This is a genomic window from Pseudolabrys sp. FHR47 (assembly GCF_005153485.1).
In the GTDB taxonomy this organism is placed as follows: domain Bacteria; phylum Pseudomonadota; class Alphaproteobacteria; order Rhizobiales; family Xanthobacteraceae; genus Pseudolabrys.
On record NZ_CP039740.1, the window covers coordinates 2,821,308 to 2,846,995 of the forward strand.

The following is a 25,688-nucleotide window of genomic DNA, read 5'->3' on the forward strand; positions in this document are numbered from 1 at the left end:
AGAATCCCTATAACCCCGCCATCTTCCGTCGCTCCCGGTTGGGGACTGAACGGACGGCCGAAAATCCTTAGCAACATCAGATAGATGCAAAGGTTTGCGGTAGGGCCCTGAAAAGCCCGGCGTCCCGTGTTTCCGCCTTCAGAGCAAATCGAGCCTTTCCCGAAGGGCTCGAAGGGCTAGGCGCCGAGACGACGGAACTGGGCAAACCAAGGGAAAGGCATTCCATGCCATTGTACGAACACGTCTATCTTGCGCGGCCTGATCTCAGCCCGCAGCAGGTGGAAGAGCTCACCGCCAAGCTGACCGGTGTCATCACCGAAGGCGGCGGCAAGGTCACCAAGTCCGAGTACTGGGGCCTCAAGTCTCTCTCCTATCGTATGAACAAGAACCGCAAGGCGCACATGACGTTGTTCAACGTCGAGGCCCCGGCGGCTGCGCTGACCGAAGTCGAGCGCCAGGAGCGCATCAACGAAGACGTCATGCGCTATCTCACCATCCGCGTCGAAGCGCTCGAGGAAGGTCCCTCGGCAATGATGCGCAAGTCGGATCGCGATGATCGCGGCGACCGTGGTGATCGTGGTTTCGGCGGCGACCGTGGCTTCGGTGGAGGCCGTGGTGGCGACCGTGGCGAGCGTCGTCCGCGCCGCGACGAAGAAACGACTGGCGGGGAGGAATAAGTCATGGCTTTCGGTTCGTCTCAGGGTGGCGGCCAGCGCCGTCCGTTCTTCCGCCGTCGCAAGACCTGCCCGTTCTCGGGCGCCAATGCGCCGAAGATCGACTACAAGGACGTGAAGCTGCTGCAGCGTTACGTCTCCGAGCGCGGCAAGATCGTGCCGTCCCGCATCACCGCGGTGTCGGCCAAGAAACAGCGCGAGCTCGCCCAGGCGATCAAGCGCTCGCGCTTCCTGGGTCTGCTGCCTTACGTGATCCGCTAGTTCTGTCATTCCGGGGCACGCGCAATCGCGCGTGAACCCGGAATCCAGAAACGTCCGCGGAATTTGAAACTGGATTCCGGGTTCAGGTCTTCGACCCGCCCCGGAATGACGAAAATAAAATGGTTGGGGCGGACCTTCATCCGAAGTGATCCGCCTCTAACCGCTCCTGGAGCGGGACAGCTGGTGATGATGCAATTTGGCCTCATAGGTTTGGGTTCGGGCGCGGCGGCAGCATTGCTGTTCGCGTCGCTGACCTCGGGCACGCCGCTCTCGGTGCCGCTCGCCTATCTGGCGCCCCTCCCCCTCATGATTGCTGCACTGGGCTGGAGCCACTGGGCGGCACTGATCGGCGCTCTCGCCGGCGGCTTTGCCATTTGGCTGTTGTTCGGCTCGCTGTTCTTTGTCGCATTCTTCGCCGGCATCGGCCTGCCCGGCTGGTGGCTCGGCTATCTCGCGATGCTGGCCCGGCCGGTCGGCCAGAACGGCACGGCTTCGCTCGAGTGGTATCCGCCGGGCCGCCTCATCGTCTGGGCGGCGGTACTCGGCAGCGCGCTGATCGTCCTCACCGTGCTGGTGATGGGCGGCGATGCCACGGCATTCCGCGACGCCATGGGTGCGGCGCTACGTGAAGTCTTCCGCATCGCCGCGACCGAAGCCGGCTCTTCGGGCCCGGCCGCCTTGCGCGATCCCGATCGCTTCATTGATTTGCTGGTTGTGATCATTCCGCCGGCCACGGCGGTGATGGCGACGCTGACCAATGCCCTCAATCTCTGGCTGGCCGGCCGTATCGTGAAGTTCTCCGGCCGTCTGACGCGGCCGTGGCCAGACATCCCTGGTATGACCTTTCCGCCGCTCACCGCGGCAGCGCTGGCGTTCGCCATCGCCCTCACCTTCATCGATGGCATGATCGGCATTCTTGCCGGCATTGCGTCGGCGGCCCTGCTAATCGCCTACGGCCTGCTCGGTTTTGCCGTCATTCATGTGGTGACGCGCGGTCTGACCGCCCGCGGCTTCGTGCTCGCCGGCGTCTACGCGGCGGTGCTGATTTTCGGCTGGCCGGTCCTGATCCTGAGCCTGGTTGGCCTTGCCGAACAGATTTTCAACTTCCGGGCCCGCGCCGCGTTGCGGCGTGGTCCCCCGGCTTCGACCTGAACTTTTGTCTTTCATCGAACGATCAAACGAGGAGTAACGACAATGGAAGTGATCCTGCTCGAGCGCATCGGCAAGCTCGGCCAAATGGGCGACGTCGTCCGCGTCAAGGACGGCTATGCCCGCAACTTTCTTCTGCCCCGCAACAAGGCGCTGCGCGCCAACGCCGACAACAAGGCGCGCTTTGAAAGCATGAGGGCCGAGCTCGAGAAGCAGAGCCTCGAGCGCAAGGGCGAAGCCGGCAAGATCGCCGCCAAGGTCGACGGCAAGACCTTCACGGTCATCCGCCAGTCGTCGGAAACCGGCCAGCTCTACGGCTCGGTCACCACCCGCGACGTCGCCTCGCTGATCTCGACCGATGGCGTCACCATCTCGCGCACGCAGATCGAGATGAACGCGCCGATCAAGACGCTCGGCCAGTTCAAGGTGCCGCTGGCGCTGCATCCGGACATCGACGTGTCGGTGACCGTCATCGTCGCGCGCAGCGAAGCCGAAGCCGAACGTATCGCCCGTGGTGAAGACGTGACCGTCCGCGCCTCGGTCGCCGAAGACGCCGAAGCCGAAGCCCAGGCCGCCCGCGAACGCGCCGAAGCGCTGTTCGACGCCGAGACCGAGGAAACCGAAGCCGAGGCCGCCGAAGCGACCGCCGAGCCGGAAGCCGAAGCCAAGCCGGCCAAGGGCAAAAAGAAGAAGAGCGAAGAGGCCTGATCGCCCGACGCTTGAAATGCAAAACTCCGCCCGGCGAACCCGGGCGGAGTTTTTGTTTGTCGGGACCTGGGTGCCGGTTGTCGCGGCAGCCTGATCGCCGGACTACTCCGACTTCGGCTTGTCGGCCGGCGCCGGCGTGACCGCGATGCCGGATTTGATGTCGGTGTCCGGTTTGCTCTCGGACTTCGGCTCTGCAGCGGCCTTCGGCTCGGGCTTCGCTTCGACCTTGGGCTCCGGCTTCGATTCAGATGCGGGCTTGGCTTCGACGGGCTTGGCGTCCGCCGGCTTCGGGTCCGCAGGCTTGGCATCGGAAGGCTTGGTGTCAGAAGGCTTGGCATCCGAAGGCTTGGCGGTCCGCCGCTGCTGCCGCCTGTCGGCCGGTGCCGGCGCCTCACCCGCCGATTCCAGATAGCGGGCCAGCAAATTGGCGGTTTCCCGGCTCGCGGTGTAGTGCTCGCGCAGGAAGCCCTGAAGGCCGAACAGGCCGCCACCCTTGGCCAGGCCCTGGGGACTCTTGTGGCAGATCGCGCAATCGGACGCGAAAAGCTGCTGCGCCGACTTGCCCCGGTCGAGGTTGTCCTGGGCGCAGGCCGGAGCGGTCATCACCAGCATCGCCAGCCCTGCCAGACGAAAAATGCCACGTCGCTCATACATCATCGCCGCCAATCCCTTTGTCCCTGGATGCAGGGGCGCCCACAGCCCTCTCCGTCCCACCTTTAGCCGACCGCGCCGCCCCATCGCACTGACTTAATAGCGGACTCACAAGGACTTGTGACCACCCTCTTGCGCCGGGAATTGGATGGCGGAAGGCCGACATCTGCCGATCCTGCATGCAGCATCGCAATTTACGGCATTGCTGTGGCTTGCAGTCTTTGGTTGAATACCGCGATTGGAACCGGCCGCCGCCGGGCCGGTTAAGGCATCGCACGGGTAAGCGCGTGCGGTGACGCCGCGTTGTGTATTTCGGGGCGGATGGAGGCGGCCGATGGACCGGTTGCTTCAGTTCTTATTGAAGACCTTTATTACCCGCGGCAATTTCCGTGTGACCACGGCGCGCGGGACGGTCCTCACATTCGGCGACGGCTCCGGGCCGCCGGTATCGGTGCGCTTCACTACACCGGCCGCCGAATGGGGCATCCTGCTCGATCCCGAGCTCAAGCTCGGCGAGTCCTACATGAACGGCACCTTCATCGTTGAAGAAGGTTCGATTGCCGACGTCCTGGCAATCGCGCTTGGCCAGGACAGCGAAGTGCCGCACTGGGCCAAACCCCAGTTCCTGATCCGGTACTTCTGGCGCCGCATCCAGCAGTTCAATCCGCGCAAGCGCTCGCGGCAGAACGTGGCGCATCACTACGATCTCGACGGCCGGCTCTATTCCCTGTTCCTCGACGCCGACCGGCAATATAGCTGCGCCTATTTCGAACGGCAGGACCAGTCGCTCGACGATGCGCAACTGGCCAAGAAGCGGCACCTCGCCGCCAAGCTGCGCCTCGCGCCAGACCGCAACGACCTGCGCATCCTCGATATCGGGTGCGGCTGGGGCGGCCTCGGCCTCTACCTCGCCGAATACGGCAATGCCGACGTCACCGGTATCACCCTGTCGCAGGAGCAGCATGCCGTCGCCAACGAGCGCGCCCAGGAGCGCGGTCTGTCCGGACGTGCGCGCTTCCGGCTCCAGGACTACCGCGACATGGACGACAAGTTCGACCGCATCGTCTCGGTCGGCATGTTCGAGCATGTCGGCGTCAACCACTTCGAGACTTACTTTAACAAAGCCGCCGAACTCCTGAAGGATGACGGCGTCATGGTGCTGCACTCCATCGGCCGCTCCGAAGGGCCGAGCGTCACCAATCCGTGGATTTCCAAATATATCTTCCCGGGCGGGTACATACCGTCATTGTCTGAAGTTCTACCGAAGATCGAGAAAGCCCGCCTGCTCGTCACCGACATCGAGATTTTGCGGCTCCACTACGCCGAAACCCTGAAGCACTGGCGCGAGCGCTTCCTCGCCCATCGCGAGGAAGTCGAGCGCATCTACGACCGGCGCTTCGTTCGAATGTGGGAGTTCTACCTCGCCTCCTCCGAGATGGCGTTCCGCGAGCAGAAGATGTTCGTGTTCCAGATCCAGCTCACCAAGCGCCAGAACGTGGTGCCGATCACGCGCGACTACATCATGCGCGAGGAGCAACGCCTGCGGCTCCTGGAAGACAAGCGCCCGATACCGCTACGTCTCGCCGGCGAGTAACACCGGCGAATTGCCGAACGAATTCAAGGCCGGGAAAAATGAGCCCGGCCTTTTTCGTTGCGACACACATCGGTGCAAATCCAAAGCCGCTTTTTTCGTGCGTCCTGTTGAGTCTGTGGACAGTGGGACTAAAGCAAACGCACCATCGCGCCGCCCCGCTGCCGTGGTTAAGCAATCGTGAACAAAAATCCGCCGCACGAGCGCTGCAATCAATCTCATGGCTCCCGTCGAATCAGTCCTCCGCAAACCGGTCGCTGCCCCGCTCGGCAAAGAACCGGACCCGCTCTATCGCACCGCACCGCACAACATCGAGGCGGAGCAGGCGCTCTTGGGCGCGATCCTGATCAACAACGAAGCCTTCTACCGGGTCTCCGATTTTCTCAAGCCCGAACACTTCTTCGAGCCGATCCATAACCAGATCTACCAGATCGCCGGCGACCTGATCCGCGCCGGCAAGGTGGCGACCCCGGTTACCGCCAAGACCTTCCTCGATTCCGCGATCGTCATCGCCGGCCTGACGCTGAGCCAGTACCTCGCCCGCCTCGCCGCCGAAGCGACCACGATCATCAACGCCGAGGACTACGGCCGCACGATCTACGACCTGTCGATCCGCCGCGACCTGATCAAGGTCGGCGAGGACATGGTCAACGTCGCCTATGACGCGCCGGTCGATTTCGCGCCGCGCGCCCAGATCGAGGACGCCGAGCGCAAGCTGTTCGAACTCGCCGAAGTCGGCCGCTACGACGGCGGCTTCCAGCGCTTCGGCCAGGCGCTCACCACCGCCGTCGACATGGCGGCGCACGCCTATCAGCGCGACGGCAAGCTCTCCGGCATCGCCACCGGGCTCGCCGATCTCGACCGCATGATGGGCGGCCTCCAGCCGTCCGACTTGATCGTCCTCGCCGGCCGTCCCGGCATGGGCAAGTCGTCGCTCGCTACCAATGTCGGCTACAACATTGCCAAGGCCTATGTCGGCGAGGTCAAGCCCGACGGCCACATGAAGGCGGTCAACGGCGGCGTGGTCGGCTTCTTCTCGCTGGAAATGTCGGCCGAACAGCTCGCCACCCGTATCATCGCCGAGCAGACCGGCATCCCGTCGAACCAGATCAGGCGCGGCTCGATCGGCGAATCCGACTTCGAGCGCATCAAGGATGCCTCGATCGAGATGCAGAACATCCCGTTCTTCATCGACGAGACCGGCGGCCTGTCGATCGCGCAATTGTCGGCCCGGGCGCGGCGCCTCAAGCGCCAGCGCGGCCTCGACCTCCTGATCATCGACTATCTTCAGCTGCTCACCGGCTCGTCGAAGCGCTCGAGCGAGAACCGCGTGCAGGAAATCACCGAGATCACCACCAAGCTCAAGGCGCTCGCCAAGGAGCTTCAGGTGCCGGTGATCGCGCTGTCGCAGCTCTCCCGTCAGGTCGAAAGCCGCGAGGACAAGCGCCCGCAGCTCTCGGACTTGCGTGAATCGGGTTCGATCGAGCAGGACGCCGACGTCGTGCTGTTCGTGTACCGCGAAGAATATTACCACGTCATGCGCAAGCCGCTGGAAAGCGACCGCGAGAAGTTCGCGGCGTGGATGGCGGAAGGCGACAAGGTCGGCGGCAAGGCCGAGGTCATCATCGGCAAGCAGCGTCACGGCCCGACCGGCACGGTCGAACTCGGCTTCGACGGCTCGATCACCAAGTTCTTCTCGCTCGCCCCGGCCGATCATCTGCCCGAGCGGATGGAGTAAGACGCGAGGCTCTCTTGCTTCACCTCTCCCATAGGGAGAGGTCGACGCGCCATAAGCGCGTTCACGCGCGTCTTCGACGCGCTATGGCGCGTCGGGTGAGGGGTTACAAACCATCGAGAGTCACTTGCCCCCTCACCCCAACCCTCTCCCCAAAAGGGGAGAGGGAGCAGGCAGAGCACGCGGCAACGGCATCACCCTTCCCCACGCCCCCGCCCGGCGCTAGCATCCCGGCAACAAAAAGCCTGGGACGGAAATGGAAACGTTCGATTACGTGATTGTCGGCGCCGGGTCCGCCGGCTGCGTGCTGGCCAACCGGCTGAGCGAAGACCGCAATGTCAGCATCTGCGTGCTGGAAGCCGGACCCGCCGACTGGCATCCCTACATCCACATCCCGGCGGGCTTCATCAAGACCTTCTACAACACGCGCATCAATTGGTGTTACGCGCAGGAGCCCGGCGACTACACCAACGGCCGCCGCATCTTCTCGCCGCGCGGCAAGACTCTCGGCGGCTCCTCCTCGATCAACGGCCACATCTACAATCGCGGCCAGCGCAATGATTTCGACACCTGGGCCCAATATGGCAACCGCGGCTGGGGCTATGCCGACGTGCTGCCCTACTTCAAGCGCATGGAACGCCGCATCGGCAACGGCGACGACACCTATCATGGCCGCGGCGGCGAACTCACCGTCACCGACATCGACTGGCGCGACCCTTTGTGCGACGCCTTCATCGACGGCGCGGTGAGCCTCGGTATCCCGCGCAATCCCGATTACAACGGCGCCATGCAGGAAGGCGTCTCCTACGCCCAGCGCACCATTCATAACGGCCGCCGCATCAGCGCCGCCACCGCCTTCCTGCATCCGGCGTTGAAGCGCGGCAATGTCACCGTGCGCACCCACGCGCATGCCACCGAAATCATGTTCGACGGCAAGCGTGCCACCGGCATTCGCTATACGGTCGGCGGCCGCGGCGGTGAGACGAAAGAGGTGCGTGCGCGCAAGGAAGTGATCCTGTCCGGCGGCTCGTATAATTCGCCGCAGCTGCTGCAATTGTCCGGCATCGGCCCGGCCGAACTCCTGCAATCGCGCGGCATCGCCGTGAGGCATGCGCTGCCCGGCGTCGGCGAAGGCTTGCAGGATCATTACGCGCCGCGTTCCGTGGCGCGCGTCAAGAACATCAAGACCATCAACCAGCGTGCCCGCGGTCTTAATCTGGCAATAGAAGCGCTGAACTGGGCGGTCAACCGCCGCGGCATTCTCGCGCTGTCGCCGACGCTCGTGTACTGCTTCTGGCATTCCGGCGAGACCGCGGAGACTTCGGACCTTCAGCTCACCTTCACGCCGGCCAGCTACATGGAAGGCGAACAGGGCAAACTCGAGCGCGAACCCGGCGTCTCGGTGGCGTCATGGCAGCAGCGGCCCGAAGCGCGCGGCCATGTCCGCATCCGCTCCAGTGATCCCTTTGAGCCGCCGGCGATCCAGACCAATTATCTCGGCCACGAGCTCGACCGCCGCGTCACCATCGCCGGCATGAGACTGGCGCGCCGCCTGCTCTCCTCGGTGCCGATGCAGCCTTATTACGACTACGAGGACTTCCCCGGCCCGAACGTGCAGAGCGACGACGAATTCCTGCACGCCGCGACCATGCGCGGCCAGACCACCTTTCACCCCGGCTGCACCTGCCGCATGGGGCCGTCCACCGACAAGATGGCGGTTGTCGACGACACGCTCCGCGTCCACGGCCTCGAGGCCCTGCGCGTCGTCGATGCCTCGATCATGCCGCGCATGATCTCGGCCAATCTCAATGCCTCGACCCTGATGATCGCCGACAAGGCTTCCGACATGATCCGCGGCCGGCCCGCCCCGGAAGCAGCCACAATTGCATGATTGAACCGGCTCGCCCGCAATGGACGCGACGCGCCCGGACCATTAAACCATGCGCATGGCCACCATCGATCTGATCGAAACCGCCCCGCCGGTCGACACCGGCATTGTCGAGAAGGACGGCCCGCCCGCCGTGCAGGCCGGCGGCACCCTGACCATCGACCTCGGCGCGCTGACCGCCAACTGGCAGACCCTGCGCCGCCGCGCCACCCCGGCCGAATGCGCCGCCGTGGTCAAGGCCAATGCCTACGGCCTCGGCATCGAGCCGGTCGTGCATGCGCTGGCCAAGGAAGGCTGCAAGACCTTCTTCGTCGCCGAGTTGAGCGAAGCGCGCCGCGTGCGCGCCGCCGCCCCCGATGCTGCGATTTATGTGCTGAACGGCGTCATGCCGGGCGCCGGCCCAGAGTTCTCGGTGCTCAAGGCCAAGCCCGTGATCAGTTCGACAGTCGAACTCGCCGAATGGGATGCCTATTGCGCCGCCTCCGGCTGGCGCGGTGGCGCGGCGCTCCATGTCGACACCGGCATGAACCGGCTCGGCGTCTCGATCAACGAAGCCGCCGCGCTCGCGCACCGCATCCGCGCCGAGAACCACGGCATTCATCTCCTGATGAGTCACTTCGCCTGCGCCGAAGAGACCGACAACGCGCTCAACGAGAAGCAGATCAAGCTGTTCCGCGAAGTGCGCCTCCTGTATCGCGGCATTCCCGCGTCGCTGTCGAATTCATCCGGCATCTTCCTTGGCGACACCGCGCATTGCGACGTGGTGCGGCCGGGCGTGGCGCTCTATGGCGTCAATCCGACGCCGGACAAGCCGAACCCGATGCGGCCGGTGGTCGATCTCAAAGTACGCGTTCTTCAGGTGCGCAGCGTGACGCGCGGCGACACCGTCGGCTACAGCGCCACATGGACCGCACGGCGTGCGACGCGCATCGCCGTGATCGCGGCCGGCTATGCCGATGGATTATCGCGCGCGTCCGGCTCGACCGATGAAACGCCGGGCGGCTCGGCCATCGTCGCCGGCAAGCTCTGCCCGATCGCCGGCCGCGTCTCGATGGACCTCACGACCATCGACGTCTCCGAACTCCCCGAAGGCGCCGTGCGCCGCGGCGACATGGTGACTTTGATCGGCGACGCCCTCACCCTCGACGAAGTCGCCCGTGGCGCGAGCACCATCGGCTACGAGATCCTGACCAGCCTCGGGCGGCGATATCACCGGGTGTATCGGCGGGATTAAGTCCCAAACTTTCACCTCTCGGCAAGAATGTTCTTGTAATGTTCTCATGCAGCCCTTACCCTGCCTGAGACCGTTTCGGGGACGATTCTCGCTATGTCCAAGCGCCACCTCGCTTTTGTCTGCCAGAACTGCGGCGCCGCCGCCTCGCGCTGGCAGGGCCGCTGCGAGGCCTGCGGCGAATGGAACTCGCTGACCGAGGAAGGCGGCGACAAGCCGGTCGGCCCGCGCAAGGCGGCCAAGGGCCGCCTGTTCAAGCTCGAGCCCCTCACCGGCGAAGCCAAGGACGCCCCGCGCCTCGCCTCCGGCGTCAATGAACTCGACCGCGTCACCGGCGGCGGCTTCGTCCGCGGTTCGGTGATCCTGATGGCCGGCGATCCCGGCATCGGCAAATCGACGCTGCTGATCCAGGCCAGCGCCGCGCTCGCCCGCGCCGGCCACCGCGCCGTCTATATCTCGGGCGAAGAAGCCGCCGCCCAGGTGCGGCTGCGCGCCGAGCGGCTTGGCCTCTCCGACGCGCCGGTCGAACTTGCGTCCGAGACCTCGGTCGAGGACATCATCGCCACTCTGTCCGAAGGCAAGGTGCCGCGGCTGATCATCATCGACTCGATCCAGACCATGTGGACCGACGCGGTCGAAAGCGCGCCCGGCACCGTCACGCAGGTGCGCGGCGCGGCGCAGACGCTGATCCGCTTTGCCAAGCGTTCGGGCGCGGCCGTGATCCTGGTCGGCCATGTCACCAAGGACGGCCAGATCGCCGGCCCGCGCGTGGTCGAGCACATGGTCGATGCCGTGCTGTCCTTCGAGGGCGAAGGCTCGCACCAGTTCCGAATCTTGCGCGCCGTGAAGAACCGCTTCGGCCCCACCGACGAGATCGGCGTCTTCGAGATGACCGGTTCGGGCCTGCGCGAAGTGTCGAACCCGTCCGAATTGTTCCTGTCGGAACGCGATCTCGGCTCGCCCGGCACCGCCGTCTTCGCCGGCATGGAAGGCACGCGGCCGCTGCTGGTGGAAATCCAGGCTTTGGTGGCGCCGACGTCACTCGGCACGCCGCGCCGCGCCGTCGTCGGCTGGGATTCCAGCCGGCTTGCGATGGTGCTGGCGGTGCTGGAGGCGCATTGCGGGGTCAAGCTGGGCGGTTACGACGTCTACCTCAACGTCGCCGGCGGCATGCGTATCAACGAGCCGGCGGCCGATCTCGCCGCCGCCGCCGCGCTGATCTCCTCGCTCGCCAATTCGCCGTTGCCGGCCGATGCCGTCTATTTCGGCGAAGTGTCGCTATCCGGCGCGATCCGGCCGGTCAGCCACAGCCCGGCCCGGCTCAAGGAAGCCGCCAAGCTCGGCTTTGCCCGCGCCGTGATGCCGGAGGTCGCCCGCGGCGAGGCCGGCGACCCGGCCCTGAAGATGTCGGGCGTCGGCGCCCTCGCCAGTCTGGTGGCGGATATCGCGGCCTTGGGGAAACCCCGCCCTGTGGCCGAGCCGCGCCGAAAAGACGGATGACGGCTCCGTGACGCCCCGCTATAGAGGGCGCGCGCAAGGCCGGCCGGAGCGCGTCCGGGCCGGGGCCAAAAAGAGCCTGCGTTTAAGCACTTGGAAGCGACAAAGCGCCTGGAACCGATAGCGCTTTGGAACCGATATTGACGCCCTGCCCGTGAGCCGCCAAGACGGGCTGGGACAACGTCGTTTTTGGATTCGTCTTGTCTTTGGATTCGCCGGCCGCCCGTCGCAAGGGGCCGCGCCAACGCCAATTCGCGGAGCGCTTGGAAAAGCCTGGCATGCCGGTCACCCTGCTCGACATCCTGCTTCTGGTCGTAATGCTGATTTCGGGGCTGCTCGCGATGATCCGCGGGTTCATGCGCGAGATCCTCTCGATCGCCGCCTGGGCGATCGCCGCGCTGGTCACGCTCTACAGCTTCTCCCGGGCGCTGCCGATCGCGCAGGGATATTTCTCCAGCAACACGGTCGCTACCGCCGTGACCATCGGCGCCATCTTTGTAGCGACCTTGCTCATCGTCTCGATCATTACCGTCCGGATATCGGACCTAGTTCTCGACAGCCGCGTCGGCGCCCTCGACCGCACGCTCGGTTTCCTGTTCGGCCTCGGCCGCGGCCTGCTGATTGTGGTGGTGGCCTACCTGTTTTTCGACTGGCTGGTCCCCGATCGCAGCCAGCCAGCCTGGATCAGCGGCGCCAAGTCGAAAGTCGTGCTCAAGAGCACAGGGGATTGGCTCAAGAGCATGTTGCCGGATGACCCCGAAAGCACCATCTTACAGAAGCTGAAGCGGCCGAAACCGGCCGACGAAGGGGCTCCCGAGGGCGCGCCGGATCGCCGATCGGAACTAGGCGCAACTCCACGTGTGGCTGCGGTATGGCAGCACGACCCGAAACTGGGAATCCGCTAATGCCAGGACAGACGCACGGCCAAGTCTCCGGGGGCGATGCGGTCGAGCCGCAGAAACCGGAGCAGGACCTCGACCTTTACGCCGACCGGCTACGCGAGGAGTGCGGCGTCTTCGGCATCTTCGGCCACCCCGACTCGGCCGCCATTACCGCGCTCGGCCTGCACGCCCTCCAGCACCGCGGCCAGGAAGCCGCCGGCATCGTCTCCTTCGATGGCAAGCGCTTCCACTCCGAACGCCGCCTCGGCCTCGTCGGCGATACCTTCTCCAAGCGGGACGTCATCGATCGCCTGCCGGGCAATGTCTCCATCGGCCATGTCCGCTACTCCACGACCGGCGAGACCATCCTGCGCAATGTGCAGCCCTTATTCGCCGAACTCGACGGCGGCGGCTTCGCCGTCTGCCACAACGGCAACCTCACCAACGCCCTGACCATGCGCCGCCAGCTCGTCCGCGACGGCGCCATGATGCAGTCGACCAGCGACACCGAAGTGATCCTCCACCTCGTCGCCCGCGCCAAGCGCAACCGTTTCGTCGACCGCTTCATCGAAGGCCTGCGCCAGCTCGAGGGCGCCTATGCCTTCGTTGGCATGACCAACAAGAAGCTGGTCGGCGCCCGCGATCCGCTCGGCATCCGCCCGCTGGTCATCGGCAAGCTCGACGGCTGTCCGATCCTCGCCTCGGAGACCTGCGCCCTCGACATCATTGGCGCCGAGTATGTGCGCGACGTCGAGCCCGGCGAGGTCGTGATCTTCGACGACGAAGGCGCGCAGTCGCACAAGCCGTTCCCACCGCAGCCGGCACGGCCCTGCATCTTCGAATACATCTACTTCGCCCGCCCCGACTCCATCGTCGGCGGCCGCCACGTCTACAATGTGCGCAAGGCGATGGGCGCCGAACTCGCGCGTGAATCGCTGGTCGCCGCCGACGTCGTCGTGCCGGTGCCGGATTCCGGCGTGCCCGCCGCGCTCGGCTTCTCGCAGGAAAGCGGCATCCCTTACGAGCTCGGCATCATCCGCAACCACTATGTCGGCCGCACCTTCATCCAGCCGACGCAGGCCATCCGCGATCAGGGCGTGCGCATGAAGCACTCCGCCAACCGCGCCGTGGTCTCCGGCAAGCGCATCGTGCTGGTCGACGACTCCATCGTGCGCGGCACCACCTCGCGCAAGATCGTGCAGATGATGCGCGATGCCGGCGCCAAAGAGGTGCACTTCCGCATCTCCTCGCCGCCGATCAAACATCCGGACTATTACGGCATCGACACGCCGGACGCCGAGAAGCTCCTGGCCGCGACGCACGATCTGGAAAGCATGCGCCAGTTCATCGGCGCCGACTCACTCGCCTTCCTCTCGGTCGACGGCATCTACCGCGCCATGGGCCTGCCCGGCCGCGACAACGCCAAGCCGCAGTTCACCGACCACTGCTTCACCGGCGACTATCCGACGCCGCTGACCGATCTCGGCCAGCAGGACGCCGGCCCGCGCCAGCTCTCGCTGCTGGCAGAGGCGATTTAGGACTTACGGTCCATGACCGTTATGCCCGGCCTTGTGCCGGGCATCCACGTCTTCTAAAGCCCTGAAAAGAACGAAGACGTGGATGGCCGGGACATTTGGATTCGCATGAGTAAGCCCCTCACCGACAAGATCGCCCTCGTCACCGGCGCCTCGCGCGGCATCGGCGCGGCGGTCGCGCTGCAGCTCGCCGAAGCCGGCGCGCATGTGATCGCTGTAGCGCGCACTGTCGGTGGGCTGGAAGAGCTCGACGACAAGATCAAGGCCGCCGGCGGCAGCGCCACCCTCGTCCCGGTCGACGTGAAGGACATGGACGGCATCGCCCGTCTCGCACTCGCCATCAACGATCGCTACCGCCGCCTCGACGTCATGATCGGCAATGCCGGCATCCTTGGCACGCTGTCGCCGCTGGCGCATGCCGAGCCGAAGGACTTCGACAGCATCTTTGCCGTCAACGTGAAGGCGAACTGGCAACTGATCCGCACCATGGACCCGCTGCTGCGCGCCGCGCCGGCGGGCCGCGCGGTGTTCATCACCTCGGGTCTATCCTGGGCCGGCCGCGCCTATACCGGCGTCTACGGCGCGAGCAAGGCGGCGCTGAACGAACTCGCCCGCAGCTACGCCGCCGAAACGGCGACCACGAATCTGCGCGTCAACCTGTTCAATCCGGGGCCGACGCGCACGCGGATGTATGCCTCGGGCTGGCCGGGCATCGACCCGGACACGCTGCCGCCGCCGGAAGAAGTTGCGCAAGCGATCCTGCCGCTGTGCCTGCCGGACTGCGCCGAGAGCGGCAAGGTGTTCGATTATCGCGCGGGGAAGTTTCTGGGGTTCAAGGCGCCGGAGTAACCACCCCCGTCATGCCCGCGAAAGCGGGCATCCAGTAGACGCAAACGCCTCGGAATCAATCGCTGCGATGGCGATTACTGGATCATCCGCTTTCGCGGATGATGACCAGTCTCCATCGTGTCGCCGTTCGTCAATGCTTTCTTCTCGCCTTCCCCTCATAGGGGTTGGCCTTCTCGCGCAGCATAAGCCTTATCGGCGTGCCGGGCAGTTCGAACGCTTCGCGCAATGAATTGACGAGATAGCGCTTGTAGGCGTCGGGCACCGCATCGGCGCGCGTGCAGAACACGACGAAGGTCGGCGGCCGCGACGTCACCTGCGTGATGTAGTTGAGCCTGAGCCGGCGGCCGGACACCGCCGGCGGCGGATGCGCGGAGGTCGCGTCCTCGAACCAGCGATTGAGCGCACTGGTCGGAATGCGCTTGTTCCATACCGCATGGGCATCGATGATCGCCTGCATCAGGCGGTCAAGGCCCTCGCCGGTCAGCGCCGACACCGCGACCAGCGGTACGTCGGGCAACTGCATCAGCTTCTCGCGCGCCTTTTCGCGCAGCTTCGAAATGTCGCCGGGATTGCGGTCCTTGAGGTCCCACTTGTTGACCCCGATCACCACCGCGCGGCCTTCGCTCTCGATCAGGTCGGCGATCTTCTGGTCCTGCTCTTCGAAGGCATTATCGACGTCGAGCAACACGACCACGACTTCGGCAAAGCGCACGGCATTGAGCGTCTCGCCGACCGACAGCTTCTCGATCTTCTCGTCGATGCGCGAGCGGCGGCGCAGGCCCGCGGTGTCATGCAGACGGAATTGATGGCCGTGCCATTCGAGGTCCACGGCAATGGAGTCGCGGGTCGTGCCCGCCTCCGGCGAGGTCAGCAGCCGCTCCTCGCCGATCAGGCGATTGATGAGCGTCGATTTGCCGGCATTGGGGCGGCCGACAATGGCGACGCGGATCGGATGCTCCCCGTCGTCATCGACCTTCTCGATCGCCTCCGCCGTCTTCTCCGGCAAGGCTTCGCGCAGGGCACTGTAGAGATCGGGCAGACCTTCATTGTGCTCGGCCGACAGCGGCACCGGCTCGCCCAGGCCCAGCGAATAGGCTTCCAGCCGTCCGGACTCCCCGGCCCGGCCCTCCATCTTGTTGACGATCAGCACCGCCGGCTTGCCGGATTTGCGCACCAGCGACGCAAAAGCGCGATCGTCCGGCAGCACGCCCGCCCGCGCATCCATGACGAAGAACACGGCGTCGGCCTGCGCGATCGCGGTTTCGGTCTGCGCCCGCATGCGGCCGGGCAAGGTCTCCGCGCCGGCCTGCTCGAAACCGGCGGTATCGATCACAGTGAAATCGAGATCGCCGAGCCGCGCCTCGCCTTCACGGCGGTCGCGCGTCACGCCCGGCTGATCATCGACCAGCGCAACGCGGCGGCCGACCAGCCGGTTGAACAGGGTCGATTTGCCGACATTGGGCCGGCCGACAATGGCGACGGTGAAAGTCATGATGTGCCGTTTAGAGCGTTTTCAAGCGAAGTGGAAACCGGTTCGCGTAAAGAAAACGCGACCAAACAAGAATCTAGAGCCCGGCTTTGATTCCATCAAAGCCGGGCTCTAGCGCCTTCGCGCGGTCCTCAAAAAGCGGGACCCGCTCTAATCTAGCGCTGGAACGTACCGGACGGCTGCGGCGCTGGCCATCCGGAGGCGCCCGACGACGATGTCGTGCCTTGCGCAGGTGCCGGCCAGCCGGATGACGGCTGCGACGTCTGCTGGGCGGCCGGCGCTTCCTGCGATTGCACCGGCGCAACCGGAGCCGCAGCGGTCGGCTTTGGCGTCGTGCGCTTGACGGTTCGCTTCGGTGCCGGCTTCGGCTTTTGCGGTTCAACCGGCGCGGCGGCCGGTTGCTGCGCAGCCGCGGCATCCGCGCCCGCGGCCGTCTGCGCGCCCATCCGGTATTCCGGCGGAATGCCCTGGCTCACGCCCGGCACACCCTCGGGGAACAGGTCCTTGCGCTCGCCGGGCAGCTTCTTCTTTTCGTTCAGCCCGAAGATGTCGAGATTGTCGGGATCGAAATTGGCGCAGCCCGACAAGACCGGCGCGGCGAGCACCAGCAGAGACAACAACGCGATGCGTGGCAGGCGGCGCATCAAAAACCTCAACCTTTCTTGCCGTCGCCGACCCTCTCGGCGGCAGCCTTGCCTTCGCCGGCAATGAGCGCCGAAAGGACCTCGACGCGCTGACGCGAGCCCGGCGGCGTTTCGACATCGGCGGTGATCATATCGATATAGCGCTTGGCTTCGGCAAGATCGTTGGCGCGGTACGCCGACAGCGCCAGCAGTTCGCGCGCGCTGTGACGATAGGGCCGGCCCGCCGCCGTGATCGGCTCGAGCCTTGCGCGCAGATCGGCAAAGGGCGCGGTGTCGACCACCAGCAGCCCGGCACGCAGCGCCGCGAGATCCTGCCAGAGCTGACCAAGCGAGCCGTCAGCAGCGATCGCGCTGTAGGCATTCACCGCCTGCTCCGGCTTATCCGGGCTGACAGCGGCAAGTTCGGCAGCGGCCCGGAACCGGGCCAAAGCGGCGTAACCCTTCGGCGCCTCGGCGGCGACCTTGGCAAAGGCCTTCTCGGCCTCGGCGTGCTTGCCCTGCTCGCTGAGGGCGACGGCTTCCTCGAAGGTCGCCCCGGCAACCGCCGCCTTCTGGGCGACGTAATATTCGTAGGCGCGCCAGCCGCCGATACCGGCGACGATGAGCACGGCGGCAGCAATGACGAAAATGCTGTAGCGGTCCCAGAACGCCTTCAGCTTCTCGCGCCGGACTTCCTCGTCAACTTCGTTGAAAATATCGGCCACGAATGGCTCCCCGCACCTTCAAAACCCGCCCCAACCCGGTCCGGGCGCAAGCGGCGTAACCTAGCGGTATGGCGGCCGCAAGGCAAAAAGCGCCCCGGACAGTCTTTAAGATTCAGGGGGTTAGCGGGGCACAGCGCGTAGCCCGCATGGAGCGAAGCGCAATGCGGGACAGAGCAACCCGGATTTCGCTCCGCTCATCCGGGCTACGGGCCCCGCCCGCCCCTACTTCTTCTTCATCGGATAAGTGTGCTCGGGCGCCGGGAAGGTCCGGGCCCGGACCTCGGCGGCATAATCGGCCATGGCCTTTTCGATGCCGGGGCCGAGGTCGCCGAAGCGCTTGACGAATTTCGGCACCCGCGGCGTCAGGCCCAGCATGTCTTCCATCACCAGCACCTGCCCGTCGCAGGCGACCGAGGCGCCGATACCGATGGTCGGGATCGGCACTGTCTCGGTGATCTTGCGCCCCAGCGGCTCGGCAATCGCTTCGAGCACCACCGAGAAGGCGCCGGCTTCGCTGACCGCAATGGCGTCCTGCTCGATCGGCGCCCAGTCGGTCTCATCACGCCCCTGCGCGCGGAACGAGCCGATGGTGTTGATCGACTGCGGCGTGAGGCCGACATGCGCCATCACCGGCACGCCGCGCTCGACCAGGAAGCGGATGGTCTCCGCCATGCGCGCGCCGCCTTCCATCTTGATGGCGCCACAGCCGGTTTCCTTCATAACGCGCGCCGCGCTCATGAAGGCCTGCTCCTTCGACGCCTCGTAGGAGCCGAACGGCATATCGACCACGACGAGCGCGCGCGCCGAGCCACGCATCACCGCGTGGCCCTGCAGGATCATCATGTCGAGCGTCACCGGCACAGTGGTCTCGAGACCGTGCATCACCATGCCAAGCGAGTCGCCAACGAGAATGACGTCGCAGTATTTGTCGGCGAGCCGCGCCGTGTGAGCGTGATACGACGTCAGCATCACGATGGGCTCGCCGCCCTTGCGCGCGCGGATATCCGGCGCGGTGAAGCGCTTGATCTGTTCCTGAACCGACACTGTTGGTCTCCCGGGCAGTTATCGCGTCAAAGCTCTATCGCGAAAAGACAGGCACGCCGATGACGTAAGGATGGAAGTAGACGCTGAGCACGCCATAAAGCGCGAGGCCGATGACAATGACGATGACATCATTGCGGTAGCCGGATGGCGCGGTGGCGGGTCCGTTATCGCCGCGCTTCTTGGCGGCGATGCGCGCCATCACGCCCCAAGCCAGGAACGAACCGAACAGCAGGATCGAGCCAAGATCGCCATTGGCAATGAGATGCGCCAGCGCCCAGGTCTTGATGCTCGTGAGCATCGGATGCTTGAGCTTTGTCTTGATGTGGCTGGGGATGTAGGTCGCGACGAAAAAGATCGACGCGAACAGCATCAGCGTCGCGGCGATGTGGCGCGTGAAGGCCGGCGGATACCAGACGTCGATCCAGCCGGTGGCGCGATATTGCGCGAAGCCCCAGACGATCAGTGCGAGGCCGGCGAGCGACACGATTGAGAAGACGACGCGATAGCCGTTTGTGCCGAGCCGCTCGATCGCGGCGGCGCGGGCATCGCGTTTGGTCACGAACAGATGCGAGGCATGAAAGATCGCCAGCCCGGCGATGAGGATAGTGAGGCCCATAATGCACCCGGATTGACGTAACTATTGGCGGCGCAGTAGAGGCGATGACGGCTTGCATTGCAAGCCGTTTACCGCACTGCAACCTCCGGAAATCCGCCAATGCCCGCAAGCCGTTCCACCATCACCGAACCGGCGCGCCAGACGCCGGTGATCGGCGAATACGACGTCGTGGTGCTGGGCGGCGGCCCGGCCGGCATCGCAGCGGCGGCCGCCGCCGGTCAACATGGGCGGCGCGTGCTGCTGATCGAGCGTTACGGTTTTCTCGGCGGCATGGGCACGGCGGCCGGGGTCACCAATTTCTGCGGACTCCATGCGAACGTGCATGGCGAGATCAAACAGGTCGTGCACGGCGTCGCCGACGATCTCTTGGCGCGGATCGACAAGCTCGGCGGTCTCAACGCGCCGCATATGGTGCTCGGCAAGATCATGGCGCAGGCCTATGACACCGCGGCGTTCAAATGCGCAGCGGACGATCTTCTGCTCGCGCACAAGGTCGAACTCCGATTCCACACGCTCGCGGTCGGCGTTGTGATGGAGAGCGATACGCGTATCAAGGCGCTGCTGATCGAGGACAAGTCCGGGCGCGGCGCCGTGCTGGCGCGCGCCTTCATCGACTGCTCGGGCGATGGCGATCTTGCCGTGTTCGCCGGCGCCGCCTTCGAGAAAGGCGACGAGGCCGGCAACACGCTCTACCCGACCATGATGTTCCGCGTGAACAATGTCGATGCGGCCGCGGCCGGCGAAGCCTGGCGCAGCATTCCGGCGCTGATGATTGAGGCCGAAAAGCGCGGCATCAAGTTTCCGCGCAAGGGCGGCATCGTCCGGCCGATGAAACATACGAGCGAATGGCGTGTGAACGTCACGCAGGTCAAGAACTTGGCTGGCCGCGCCGTCGATGCCACCGATGCCGTCGAACTCTCCGGCGGCGAGATCGAAGGCCGCAAGCAGGCCATCGAATTCTTCAAATTCCTGCGCCGCGAGGCGCCGGGCTTCAAGGACGCCTATGTCGTCGATATCCCGCCGCAGCTCGGCGTGCGCGAGACGCGGCGCATCACCGGGCGCTACCAGCTCACCGCCGACGATGTGCTCACCTGCGCCTCTTTCGACGATACCGTCGGCGTCAACGGCTGGCCGATCGAGAACCACGCCGAAGGTGACGTGATCTGGCGCTGGCCGGATATCCCCCAGTCGCGCGGCTTCAACCACCTGCCCTTGCGCATGCTGCTACCGGTCGATGCGCAGGGCCGCGCCTTCGACAATCTCATGGTGGCCGGCCGCTGCGCCTCGATGACCCATGAGGGCCAGTCGGCGGCGCGCGTGTCGGGCGGCTGTTTCGTCATGGGTCAGGCCGCCGGTACCGCCGCGCATCTTTCGCTTGCCGGAAATGCCGCCAGCGCGGATATTTCCGTCAAGGCTTTGCAGGACATGCTGCAACGCGACGGCGTCTATCTCGGCCGCGATACCGCTTGAGGTAATAAGAAACCCGGAGGAGACACCCGATGTTGAAGAAGATCGCGCTCGGCCTGTGGGCGCTTGCCGCGCTGGCCCTGCCCGCTCAGGCGCAGACCGCCTGGCCCCCGAAAAACGTGCGCATCATTGCGCCGTTCGGCCCCGGCTCAACGCCCGACATCGTGGCGCGCCTGATCGCCGAGCAGCTCGGCAAGCAGTATCCGAATGCGACCTTCGTCGTCGAAAACAAGGCCGGCGCCGGCGGCAACACCGGCACCGATGCCGTCGCCAAGGCAACCCCGGATGGCTCGACCATCGGTGTGTCGATTGGTGGCCCGCTCGCGATCAACACGCTGCTGTTCTCGTCGCTGCCTTACGATCCGAAGAAGGATATCGCGGCGGTGACCCAGCTCATCACCCAGCCGAGCGTGCTCGCGGTGTCGAACGACCTCGGCGTCAATTCGGTGAAGGACCTCGTCGCGCTGATGAAGGCCAATCCTGGCAAGTACAACTTCTCCTCGATCGGCAACGGCTCGTTGTCGCACCTCGCTATGGAAGCCGTGGCCATCAAGGCCGGCACCAAGCTCGTGCACATCCCGTACAAGTCGTCGCCCGAAGCCGTGCTCGCCGTCATCCGCAACGACGCGCAGATGGCGTGCCTGCCGGCGATCTCGGTGATGTCGCAAGCCAAAGAGGGCAAGGTGAAGGCGCTCGCGGTCTCGACCGCCGAGCGCTCCCCTTATATCGCCGATTTGCCGACACTGAAGGAAAGCGGAATCGACGTCGATGCCGACGCCTGGATGGGCCTGATCGCGCCGGGCGGCACGCCGAAGCCGATCGTTGACGCCATCAACAAGGACGTTGTCGCCATCATCAAGATGCCGGACGTGAAAGAGAAGCTCGCCAAGACCTTGATGGTGCCGGTCGGCAATACGCCGGAGCAGTTCCGCGCCCGCATCGACAGCGAAATCGACCGCTGGGGCCCGGTGATCAAGGCGTCGGATGTGAAGGTGAACTAGCGCCGGGGCGACCCTGCGCTAGATCAATTTGCCCGCCGCGAGAGAATGCAAACCTCCTTCAACCAGAAGGAGGTATCCCATGCTTTTCTCTCAAATACGAACGACCCTCACCTGGATCACCGCAGGCGCTCTGGCGCTCGCGCCCTTGGGTGCCGACGCCTGCACGCGCGCGGTCTATCTCGGCACGAACGACATCGTCATCACCGCCCGGTCGATGGACTGGAAAAGCGAGATCACATCCAATCTCTGGATCTTCCCCCGCGGCATGACGCGCAGCGGCGAGACCGGAGCCAATACCATCAAGTGGACGTCGAAATACGGCAGCGTCGTCGTCTCGGGCTTTGAGGTCTCGACCACGGACGGTGTCAACGAAGCAGGTCTCGCCGCCAACCTGCTCTGGCTTGTCGAATCCGATTATCCGAAGTTCGACGGCAGCAAGCCCGGCCTGACCATCGCCGCCTGGGCGCAATACGCGCTGGACAATTTCGCCACCGTCGCCGAGGCGGTCGCGGCGCTGAAGGACGAGCCGTTCACCATCGTCACCGACAATGTGCCCGGCCAGCAGCTTCTGACGACGTTGCACATGTCGCTGTCGGACGCGAGCGGTGACAGCGCGATCTTCGAATATATCGGCGGCAAGCTCGTCATCCACCACAGCCGCACCTATCAGGTGATGACCAACTCGCCGCTCTTCGACCAGCAACTGGCACTGAATGCCTACTGGCAAAGCATTGGCGGCACCGTGATGCTGCCCGGCACCAACCGCGCCGCGGATCGCTTCGCGCGCGCCTCATTCTACATTAACGCCGTACCGAAGTTCGACGACCCGAACCTCGCGCTGGCCGCCGTGTTCAGCGTCATTCGCAACGCCTCGGTGCCCTACGGCATCTCGACACCGGACCAGCCGAACATTTCATCGACGCGATGGCGTACCGTCGTCGACCACAAGCGCAGGCTCTATTTCTTCGAATCGGCGCTGACGCCGAATACGTTCTGGGTCGATCTCAACAAGATCGATTTCTCAAAGGACACCGGCAAAGTGAAGGAGCTCGACCTCGGCCCGAACCAGAACCGCACCTTCTCCGGCGACGCGACCAAGGAATTCAAGGACGCCGCGCCGTTCAAGTTTTTGGGAGTACAGTAATCTCGTTGTCATTCCGGGACGCCACGAAGTGGCGGGCCCGGAATCCATACTCCACGGCCGTGGTTATGGATTCCGGGTTTGCGCTTTCAGCGCGCCCCGGAATGACAACCACTACTCCGCCTTCTTCACGTCCTTGATGTCGTTGAAGACGATGCCGGGCGCGCGTTCGCCGGTGTAATCGAGGATGAACTGGTTGCGCGCCATGAACACCTTGTCGCCATCGAGGTCTTCGGCGCAGGACGAGTAATTGGCCTGCACGAAGTCGTTCAGCTTCTTATCGTCATCGCAGGAGATCCAGCGCGCGAGCTGGAATTCCGGCTGATCGAAACCGATCTCGAGACCGTATTCGTCCTTGAGCCGCACCTTCAACACGTCGAGCTGTAGCGAGCCAACGACGCCGACCATGGCCGGCGCGCCGTCGAGCGGGCGAAACACCTGCACGACGCCCTCTTCCGCCATCTGCTGCAAGGCCTCTTTCAGCTTCTTGGCCTTCATCGGATCGCCGAGCTTGACGCGCCTCAGGATTTCCGGCGCGAACATCGGCACGCCCATGAACTTGATGTCCTCGCCTTCGGTCAGCGTGTCACCGATCCGCAGCGTGCCGTGATTGGGAATGCCGACCACGTCGCCAGCGAAAGCCTCATCGGCGATGGAGCGATCCTGCGCGAAGAAGAACTGCGGCGCCGACAAAGTCATCGGTTTGCCGGTGCGTACCAGCTTGGCGCGCATGCCGCGGCGCAGCCGGCCCGAGACCAGCCGCGCGAAGGCGATGCGGTCGCGGTGGTTCGGGTCCATGTTGGCTTGAATCTTGAACACGAAGGCCGACATGTTGTTCTCTTCCGGCTCCACCGTGCGGCCGGACGACGTTTGCGGCCGCGGCGACGGCGCGAATTCGGCGAGCGCGTCGAGCAGATCCTTGACGCCGAAGTTCTTCAGCGCCGAGCCGAAATAAACCGGCGTGAGATGGCCCTCGCGGAAGGCGGCGAAATCGAACGGCTTGCACGCCTCCTTGATCAGCGACAGTTCCTCGGCGATGGCGTCGGCATCGAGCATCGGGTTCTTCGCCGCGAGCATTTTGAGATCGAGCGGCTGAGACTGGGCATCCTTGGAGTCCTCGACCATCAGCCGCATGTCTCCGCGGCGGACATCGTAGGTGCCGGCGAAGTCGCGGCCCATGCCGATCGGCCACGTCATCGGCGTCGTATCGAGCGCGAGCGTCTTCTCGATCTCGTCGAGAATTTCGAACGGGTCGCGGCTCTCGCGATCCATTTTATTGATAAAGGTGATGATCGGGATATCGCGCAGCCGGCACACCTCGAACAGCTTGCGCGTGCGTGCCTCGATGCCCTTGGCAGCGTCGATCACCATGACCGCGCTATCGACCGCGGTCAGCGTGCGGTAGGTGTCTTCGGAGAAGTCCTCATGGCCCGGCGTGTCCAGCAGGTTGAAGACGCGGCCATCGTAATCGAAGGTCATCACCGAGGTGACGACCGAAATGCCGCGCTCCTTTTCAATGCCCATCCAGTCCGACCGGGTCGAGCGTCGGTCGCGCTTGGCCTTGACCTGACCGGCAAGATTGATGGCGCCGCCGAACAGCAGCAGCTTTTCGGTGAGCGTGGTCTTGCCGGCGTCCGGGTGCGAAATGATCGCAAAGGTGCGGCGGCGGTCGACTTCCGCCGCCAGAGGCGAGGAATTCCGCAATTTCGGGCCCGAATCGGCCATTTCGGCAGTCTGATCCATGGCCGGGCATGTGGCAGGGAAAGCGCCTTATTTCAAGGCTTTTCCCTGCTTTTGGCCCGGTCTGGGAGGCTCCGGCCCCGCTCAGGCCGCTTTGGCGGGCGCTTCCACAGGGTGCTTCTTGCGGGTGCCGACCGCGATCCGGTTCCAGGCATTGATGGCGCCGATCACCATGATGATCTTGGCGATGTCGGCTTCGCTGAAATACTTGCGCAGATCTTCGTAGTCGGCATCCGGCGCACGGGTCTGCGCCACCAATGTCAGCGAGTCGGTAAAGGCCAGCACCGCCCGCTCCTCATCAGTGAACACGGTCGACTCGTGCCAGGCCGAGACCAGGTTGATCCATTGCTCGGACAGACCATCGGCGCGCGACTCCTTGACGTGCATGTCGACGCAATAAGCGCAGCCGTTGATGATGGACGCACGTAGCTTGATCAGATGGAACAGCCGCATCGGCAGGCCGCTGTTCTTGCAGTGCATCTCCAGCGCGATCATGGCTTTGGTCGCTTCCGGCGCGACAGCATTGAAATCGAAACGTGCCTTCATGGCTTTACTCCTTTGCTGTAGTTGATCGGTTACGTTCGTGAAGATCGAAGAAGGCGCAGCTGCGCGTCGCGATGGCTTTGCCCAGCTCACTGCCGCCGCGGCTGCCAAGATCGGCGATCGTCACCTGCTTCAGCTCGGCGCGGTACGCCCGTTCGGCCTTGAGCATCGCGGCATTCACCGCGCAGGGCGATTTGAAGAAGTGTTTGGCGACCGGGTTCGGTCCGCGCTGGCGAATTTCGGCACAGCGGAAGGCCGGCTCCGGCCCTTCGACCGCGACCACGATATCGAGCAGCGTGATCTTGTCCGCGGGTTTGGCCAGCCGATAGCCACCTTTCGGCCCCGGCACGGATTCCAGGAGCCCCGCCCCGGCCATCGCCTGCAAGTGCTTGAGCAGATAGCTCGGCGACACACCGTGAAACTCCGCCAGCGCCTGAGCCGACAGCACGCCCGTCTCCGACAGGCCGCTCATCAGCAGCACGCAGTGGATCGCCTGTTCGACGCCGTCGCCGAGTTTCATGCTCTCGCCTCCGTGGAGTCCGAGTCTTTTTTAATCATGGATACGTTATATCCATGATTATCCTGCGTGTCAACTGGCCAAAGAAAAGCGCGGCCCCGAAGGGCCGCGCAGGCAGCATGCGGAAGGAAT

The 25,688-nt window shown here is 64.7% G+C and carries 24 protein-coding genes; 15 read left to right on the plus strand and 9 right to left on the minus strand.

Translation table 11 applies throughout. The features are described 5' to 3' along the window. The first annotated feature begins 224 nt into the window (after positions 1-224). The 4 genes from rpsF (at position 225) to rplI (ending at position 2,792) form a co-directional block, all read left to right on the plus strand. Positions 225-677, plus strand: a complete 453-nt coding sequence (rpsF, locus tag E8Q40_RS13855) for a 30S ribosomal protein S6 (protein WP_137045107.1) — start codon at positions 225-227, stop codon at positions 675-677. A gap of 3 nt (positions 678-680) precedes the next feature. Continuing rightward, positions 681-935, plus strand: a complete 255-nt coding sequence (gene rpsR, locus E8Q40_RS13860) for a 30S ribosomal protein S18 (RefSeq protein ID WP_056911489.1) — start codon at positions 681-683, stop codon at positions 933-935. Positions 936-1,121: 186 nt separating this feature from the next. Then, on the plus strand, positions 1,122-2,087 hold the full coding sequence (locus E8Q40_RS13865; RefSeq protein ID WP_168197839.1) for a DUF2232 domain-containing protein: 966 nt from the start codon (positions 1,122-1,124) through the stop codon (positions 2,085-2,087). 42 nt (positions 2,088-2,129) lie between these two features. Beyond that, the gene (gene rplI / locus E8Q40_RS13870) at positions 2,130-2,792 is read left to right on the plus strand and encodes a 50S ribosomal protein L9 (protein ID WP_137045109.1); all 663 of its coding nucleotides are present in this window, start codon (positions 2,130-2,132) and stop codon (positions 2,790-2,792) included. Between the two features lie 102 nt (positions 2,793-2,894). Here the strand turns inward: rplI and E8Q40_RS13875 are convergent, their stop codons facing one another. Next, positions 2,895-3,449: a hypothetical protein gene (locus E8Q40_RS13875; RefSeq protein WP_137045110.1), complete on the minus strand. Its 555-nt coding sequence runs from the start codon at positions 3,447-3,449 to the stop codon at positions 2,895-2,897. 328 nt (positions 3,450-3,777) lie between these two features. Here E8Q40_RS13875 and E8Q40_RS13880 point away from each other — a divergent pair, with 328 nt between their 5' ends. The 8 genes from E8Q40_RS13880 to E8Q40_RS13915 all read left to right on the plus strand — a co-directional run bounded on the left by E8Q40_RS13880 (position 3,778) and on the right by E8Q40_RS13915 (position 14,650). Then, a complete protein-coding gene (locus tag E8Q40_RS13880; RefSeq protein WP_137045111.1) occupies positions 3,778-5,037 on the plus strand; it encodes a cyclopropane-fatty-acyl-phospholipid synthase family protein in 1,260 nt (419 codons plus the stop codon). Positions 5,038-5,254: 217 nt separating this feature from the next. Further along, entirely contained in the window at positions 5,255-6,772 is a 1,518-nt protein-coding gene (locus tag E8Q40_RS13885; RefSeq protein ID WP_137045112.1) for a replicative DNA helicase, read from the plus strand. A gap of 253 nt (positions 6,773-7,025) precedes the next feature. Further along, the gene (locus tag E8Q40_RS13890) at positions 7,026-8,660 is read left to right on the plus strand and encodes a GMC family oxidoreductase (RefSeq protein WP_137045113.1); all 1,635 of its coding nucleotides are present in this window, start codon (positions 7,026-7,028) and stop codon (positions 8,658-8,660) included. A 49-nt stretch (positions 8,661-8,709) separates the two neighbouring features. Continuing rightward, a complete protein-coding gene (gene alr / locus E8Q40_RS13895) occupies positions 8,710-9,891 on the plus strand; it encodes an alanine racemase (RefSeq protein ID WP_246662842.1) in 1,182 nt (393 codons plus the stop codon). A gap of 93 nt (positions 9,892-9,984) precedes the next feature. Then, a complete protein-coding gene (gene radA / locus E8Q40_RS13900) occupies positions 9,985-11,388 on the plus strand; it encodes a DNA repair protein RadA (protein WP_137045114.1) in 1,404 nt (467 codons plus the stop codon). A 275-nt stretch (positions 11,389-11,663) separates the two neighbouring features. Continuing rightward, positions 11,664-12,290, plus strand: a complete 627-nt coding sequence (locus tag E8Q40_RS13905; protein ID WP_137045115.1) for a CvpA family protein — start codon at positions 11,664-11,666, stop codon at positions 12,288-12,290. Then, the gene (purF, locus tag E8Q40_RS13910) at positions 12,290-13,804 is read left to right on the plus strand and encodes an amidophosphoribosyltransferase (protein ID WP_137045116.1); all 1,515 of its coding nucleotides are present in this window, start codon (positions 12,290-12,292) and stop codon (positions 13,802-13,804) included. The genes E8Q40_RS13905 and purF overlap by 1 nt, the downstream gene beginning before the upstream one ends. 105 nt (positions 13,805-13,909) lie before the next feature. Beyond that, positions 13,910-14,650, plus strand: a complete 741-nt coding sequence (locus E8Q40_RS13915; RefSeq protein WP_137045117.1) for an SDR family NAD(P)-dependent oxidoreductase — start codon at positions 13,910-13,912, stop codon at positions 14,648-14,650. Between the two features lie 130 nt (positions 14,651-14,780). On the opposite strand, the gene der is transcribed toward E8Q40_RS13915, so the two are convergent. From der to E8Q40_RS13940, 5 genes are all read right to left on the minus strand, one after another. Continuing rightward, complete coding sequence (gene der / locus E8Q40_RS13920) at positions 14,781-16,142, minus strand: ribosome biogenesis GTPase Der (protein ID WP_137045118.1); 1,362 nt, start codon at positions 16,140-16,142, stop codon at positions 14,781-14,783. A gap of 152 nt (positions 16,143-16,294) precedes the next feature. Then, the gene (locus E8Q40_RS13925) at positions 16,295-16,783 is read right to left on the minus strand and encodes a hypothetical protein (protein ID WP_137045119.1); all 489 of its coding nucleotides are present in this window, start codon (positions 16,781-16,783) and stop codon (positions 16,295-16,297) included. Between the two features lie 8 nt (positions 16,784-16,791). Beyond that, a complete protein-coding gene (locus E8Q40_RS13930; RefSeq protein WP_137045120.1) occupies positions 16,792-17,487 on the minus strand; it encodes a tetratricopeptide repeat protein in 696 nt (231 codons plus the stop codon). A 222-nt stretch (positions 17,488-17,709) separates the two neighbouring features. Beyond that, a complete protein-coding gene (gene panB / locus E8Q40_RS13935) occupies positions 17,710-18,531 on the minus strand; it encodes a 3-methyl-2-oxobutanoate hydroxymethyltransferase (protein WP_137045121.1) in 822 nt (273 codons plus the stop codon). A 34-nt stretch (positions 18,532-18,565) separates the two neighbouring features. After that, a complete protein-coding gene (locus E8Q40_RS13940) occupies positions 18,566-19,147 on the minus strand; it encodes an NnrU family protein (RefSeq protein WP_137045122.1) in 582 nt (193 codons plus the stop codon). Positions 19,148-19,246: 99 nt separating this feature from the next. On the opposite strand from E8Q40_RS13940, the gene E8Q40_RS13945 reads away from it, so the two are divergent. The 3 genes from E8Q40_RS13945 (at position 19,247) to E8Q40_RS13955 (ending at position 22,759) form a co-directional block, all read left to right on the plus strand. Beyond that, positions 19,247-20,617 carry an FAD-dependent oxidoreductase gene (locus E8Q40_RS13945; protein ID WP_137045123.1) on the plus strand — a complete coding sequence of 457 codons (1,371 nt, stop codon included), beginning with the start codon at positions 19,247-19,249 and terminating at the stop codon, positions 20,615-20,617. A 29-nt stretch (positions 20,618-20,646) separates the two neighbouring features. Continuing rightward, on the plus strand, positions 20,647-21,615 hold the full coding sequence (locus E8Q40_RS13950; RefSeq protein ID WP_246662843.1) for a tripartite tricarboxylate transporter substrate binding protein: 969 nt from the start codon (positions 20,647-20,649) through the stop codon (positions 21,613-21,615). 79 nt (positions 21,616-21,694) lie between these two features. Further along, positions 21,695-22,759, plus strand: a complete 1,065-nt coding sequence (locus tag E8Q40_RS13955; protein ID WP_137045124.1) for a linear amide C-N hydrolase — start codon at positions 21,695-21,697, stop codon at positions 22,757-22,759. Positions 22,760-22,870: 111 nt separating this feature from the next. Here the strand turns inward: E8Q40_RS13955 and E8Q40_RS13960 are convergent, their stop codons facing one another. The 3 genes from E8Q40_RS13960 to E8Q40_RS13970 form a co-directional block, all read right to left on the minus strand. Then, positions 22,871-24,499, minus strand: coding sequence for a peptide chain release factor 3 (locus E8Q40_RS13960; RefSeq protein WP_168197840.1), 1,629 nt, complete (start codon positions 24,497-24,499; stop codon positions 22,871-22,873). Positions 24,500-24,580: 81 nt separating this feature from the next. Next, positions 24,581-25,042 carry a carboxymuconolactone decarboxylase family protein gene (locus E8Q40_RS13965; protein ID WP_137045125.1) on the minus strand — a complete coding sequence of 154 codons (462 nt, stop codon included), beginning with the start codon at positions 25,040-25,042 and terminating at the stop codon, positions 24,581-24,583. 4 nt (positions 25,043-25,046) lie between these two features. Then, on the minus strand, positions 25,047-25,559 hold the full coding sequence (locus tag E8Q40_RS13970) for an Rrf2 family transcriptional regulator (protein WP_137045126.1): 513 nt from the start codon (positions 25,557-25,559) through the stop codon (positions 25,047-25,049). Positions 25,560-25,688 lie beyond the last annotated feature (129 nt).

Bases quoted from the DNA above. Each gene is read 5' to 3' on its own strand.
- E8Q40_RS13885 (WP_137045112.1), top strand. From the start codon at position 5,255: ATGGCTCCCGTCGAATCAGTCCTCCGCAAACCGGTCGCTGCCCCGCTC.
- E8Q40_RS13940 (WP_137045122.1), bottom strand. From the start codon at position 19,147: ATGGGCCTCACTATCCTCATCGCCGGGCTGGCGATCTTTCATGCCTCG.
- E8Q40_RS13970 (WP_137045126.1), bottom strand. From the start codon at position 25,559: ATGAAACTCGGCGACGGCGTCGAACAGGCGATCCACTGCGTGCTGCTG.
- E8Q40_RS13955 (WP_137045124.1), top strand. From the start codon at position 21,695: ATGCTTTTCTCTCAAATACGAACGACCCTCACCTGGATCACCGCAGGC.
- rpsR (WP_056911489.1), top strand. From the start codon at position 681: ATGGCTTTCGGTTCGTCTCAGGGTGGCGGCCAGCGCCGTCCGTTCTTC.
- purF (WP_137045116.1), top strand. From the start codon at position 12,290: ATGCCAGGACAGACGCACGGCCAAGTCTCCGGGGGCGATGCGGTCGAG.
- radA (WP_137045114.1), top strand. From the start codon at position 9,985: ATGTCCAAGCGCCACCTCGCTTTTGTCTGCCAGAACTGCGGCGCCGCC.
- alr (WP_246662842.1), top strand. From the start codon at position 8,710: ATGCGCATGGCCACCATCGATCTGATCGAAACCGCCCCGCCGGTCGAC.
- E8Q40_RS13950 (WP_246662843.1), top strand. From the start codon at position 20,647: ATGTTGAAGAAGATCGCGCTCGGCCTGTGGGCGCTTGCCGCGCTGGCC.
- E8Q40_RS13925 (WP_137045119.1), bottom strand. From the start codon at position 16,783: ATGCGCCGCCTGCCACGCATCGCGTTGTTGTCTCTGCTGGTGCTCGCC.
- E8Q40_RS13915 (WP_137045117.1), top strand. From the start codon at position 13,910: ATGAGTAAGCCCCTCACCGACAAGATCGCCCTCGTCACCGGCGCCTCG.
- rplI (WP_137045109.1), top strand. From the start codon at position 2,130: ATGGAAGTGATCCTGCTCGAGCGCATCGGCAAGCTCGGCCAAATGGGC.
- E8Q40_RS13965 (WP_137045125.1), bottom strand. From the start codon at position 25,042: ATGAAGGCACGTTTCGATTTCAATGCTGTCGCGCCGGAAGCGACCAAA.
- E8Q40_RS13875 (WP_137045110.1), bottom strand. From the start codon at position 3,449: ATGATGTATGAGCGACGTGGCATTTTTCGTCTGGCAGGGCTGGCGATG.
- E8Q40_RS13890 (WP_137045113.1), top strand. From the start codon at position 7,026: ATGGAAACGTTCGATTACGTGATTGTCGGCGCCGGGTCCGCCGGCTGC.
- E8Q40_RS13960 (WP_168197840.1), bottom strand. From the start codon at position 24,499: ATGGATCAGACTGCCGAAATGGCCGATTCGGGCCCGAAATTGCGGAAT.
- E8Q40_RS13905 (WP_137045115.1), top strand. From the start codon at position 11,664: ATGCCGGTCACCCTGCTCGACATCCTGCTTCTGGTCGTAATGCTGATT.
- E8Q40_RS13945 (WP_137045123.1), top strand. From the start codon at position 19,247: ATGCCCGCAAGCCGTTCCACCATCACCGAACCGGCGCGCCAGACGCCG.
- rpsF (WP_137045107.1), top strand. From the start codon at position 225: ATGCCATTGTACGAACACGTCTATCTTGCGCGGCCTGATCTCAGCCCG.
- der (WP_137045118.1), bottom strand. From the start codon at position 16,142: ATGACTTTCACCGTCGCCATTGTCGGCCGGCCCAATGTCGGCAAATCG.
- E8Q40_RS13865 (WP_168197839.1), top strand. From the start codon at position 1,122: ATGATGCAATTTGGCCTCATAGGTTTGGGTTCGGGCGCGGCGGCAGCA.
- E8Q40_RS13880 (WP_137045111.1), top strand. From the start codon at position 3,778: ATGGACCGGTTGCTTCAGTTCTTATTGAAGACCTTTATTACCCGCGGC.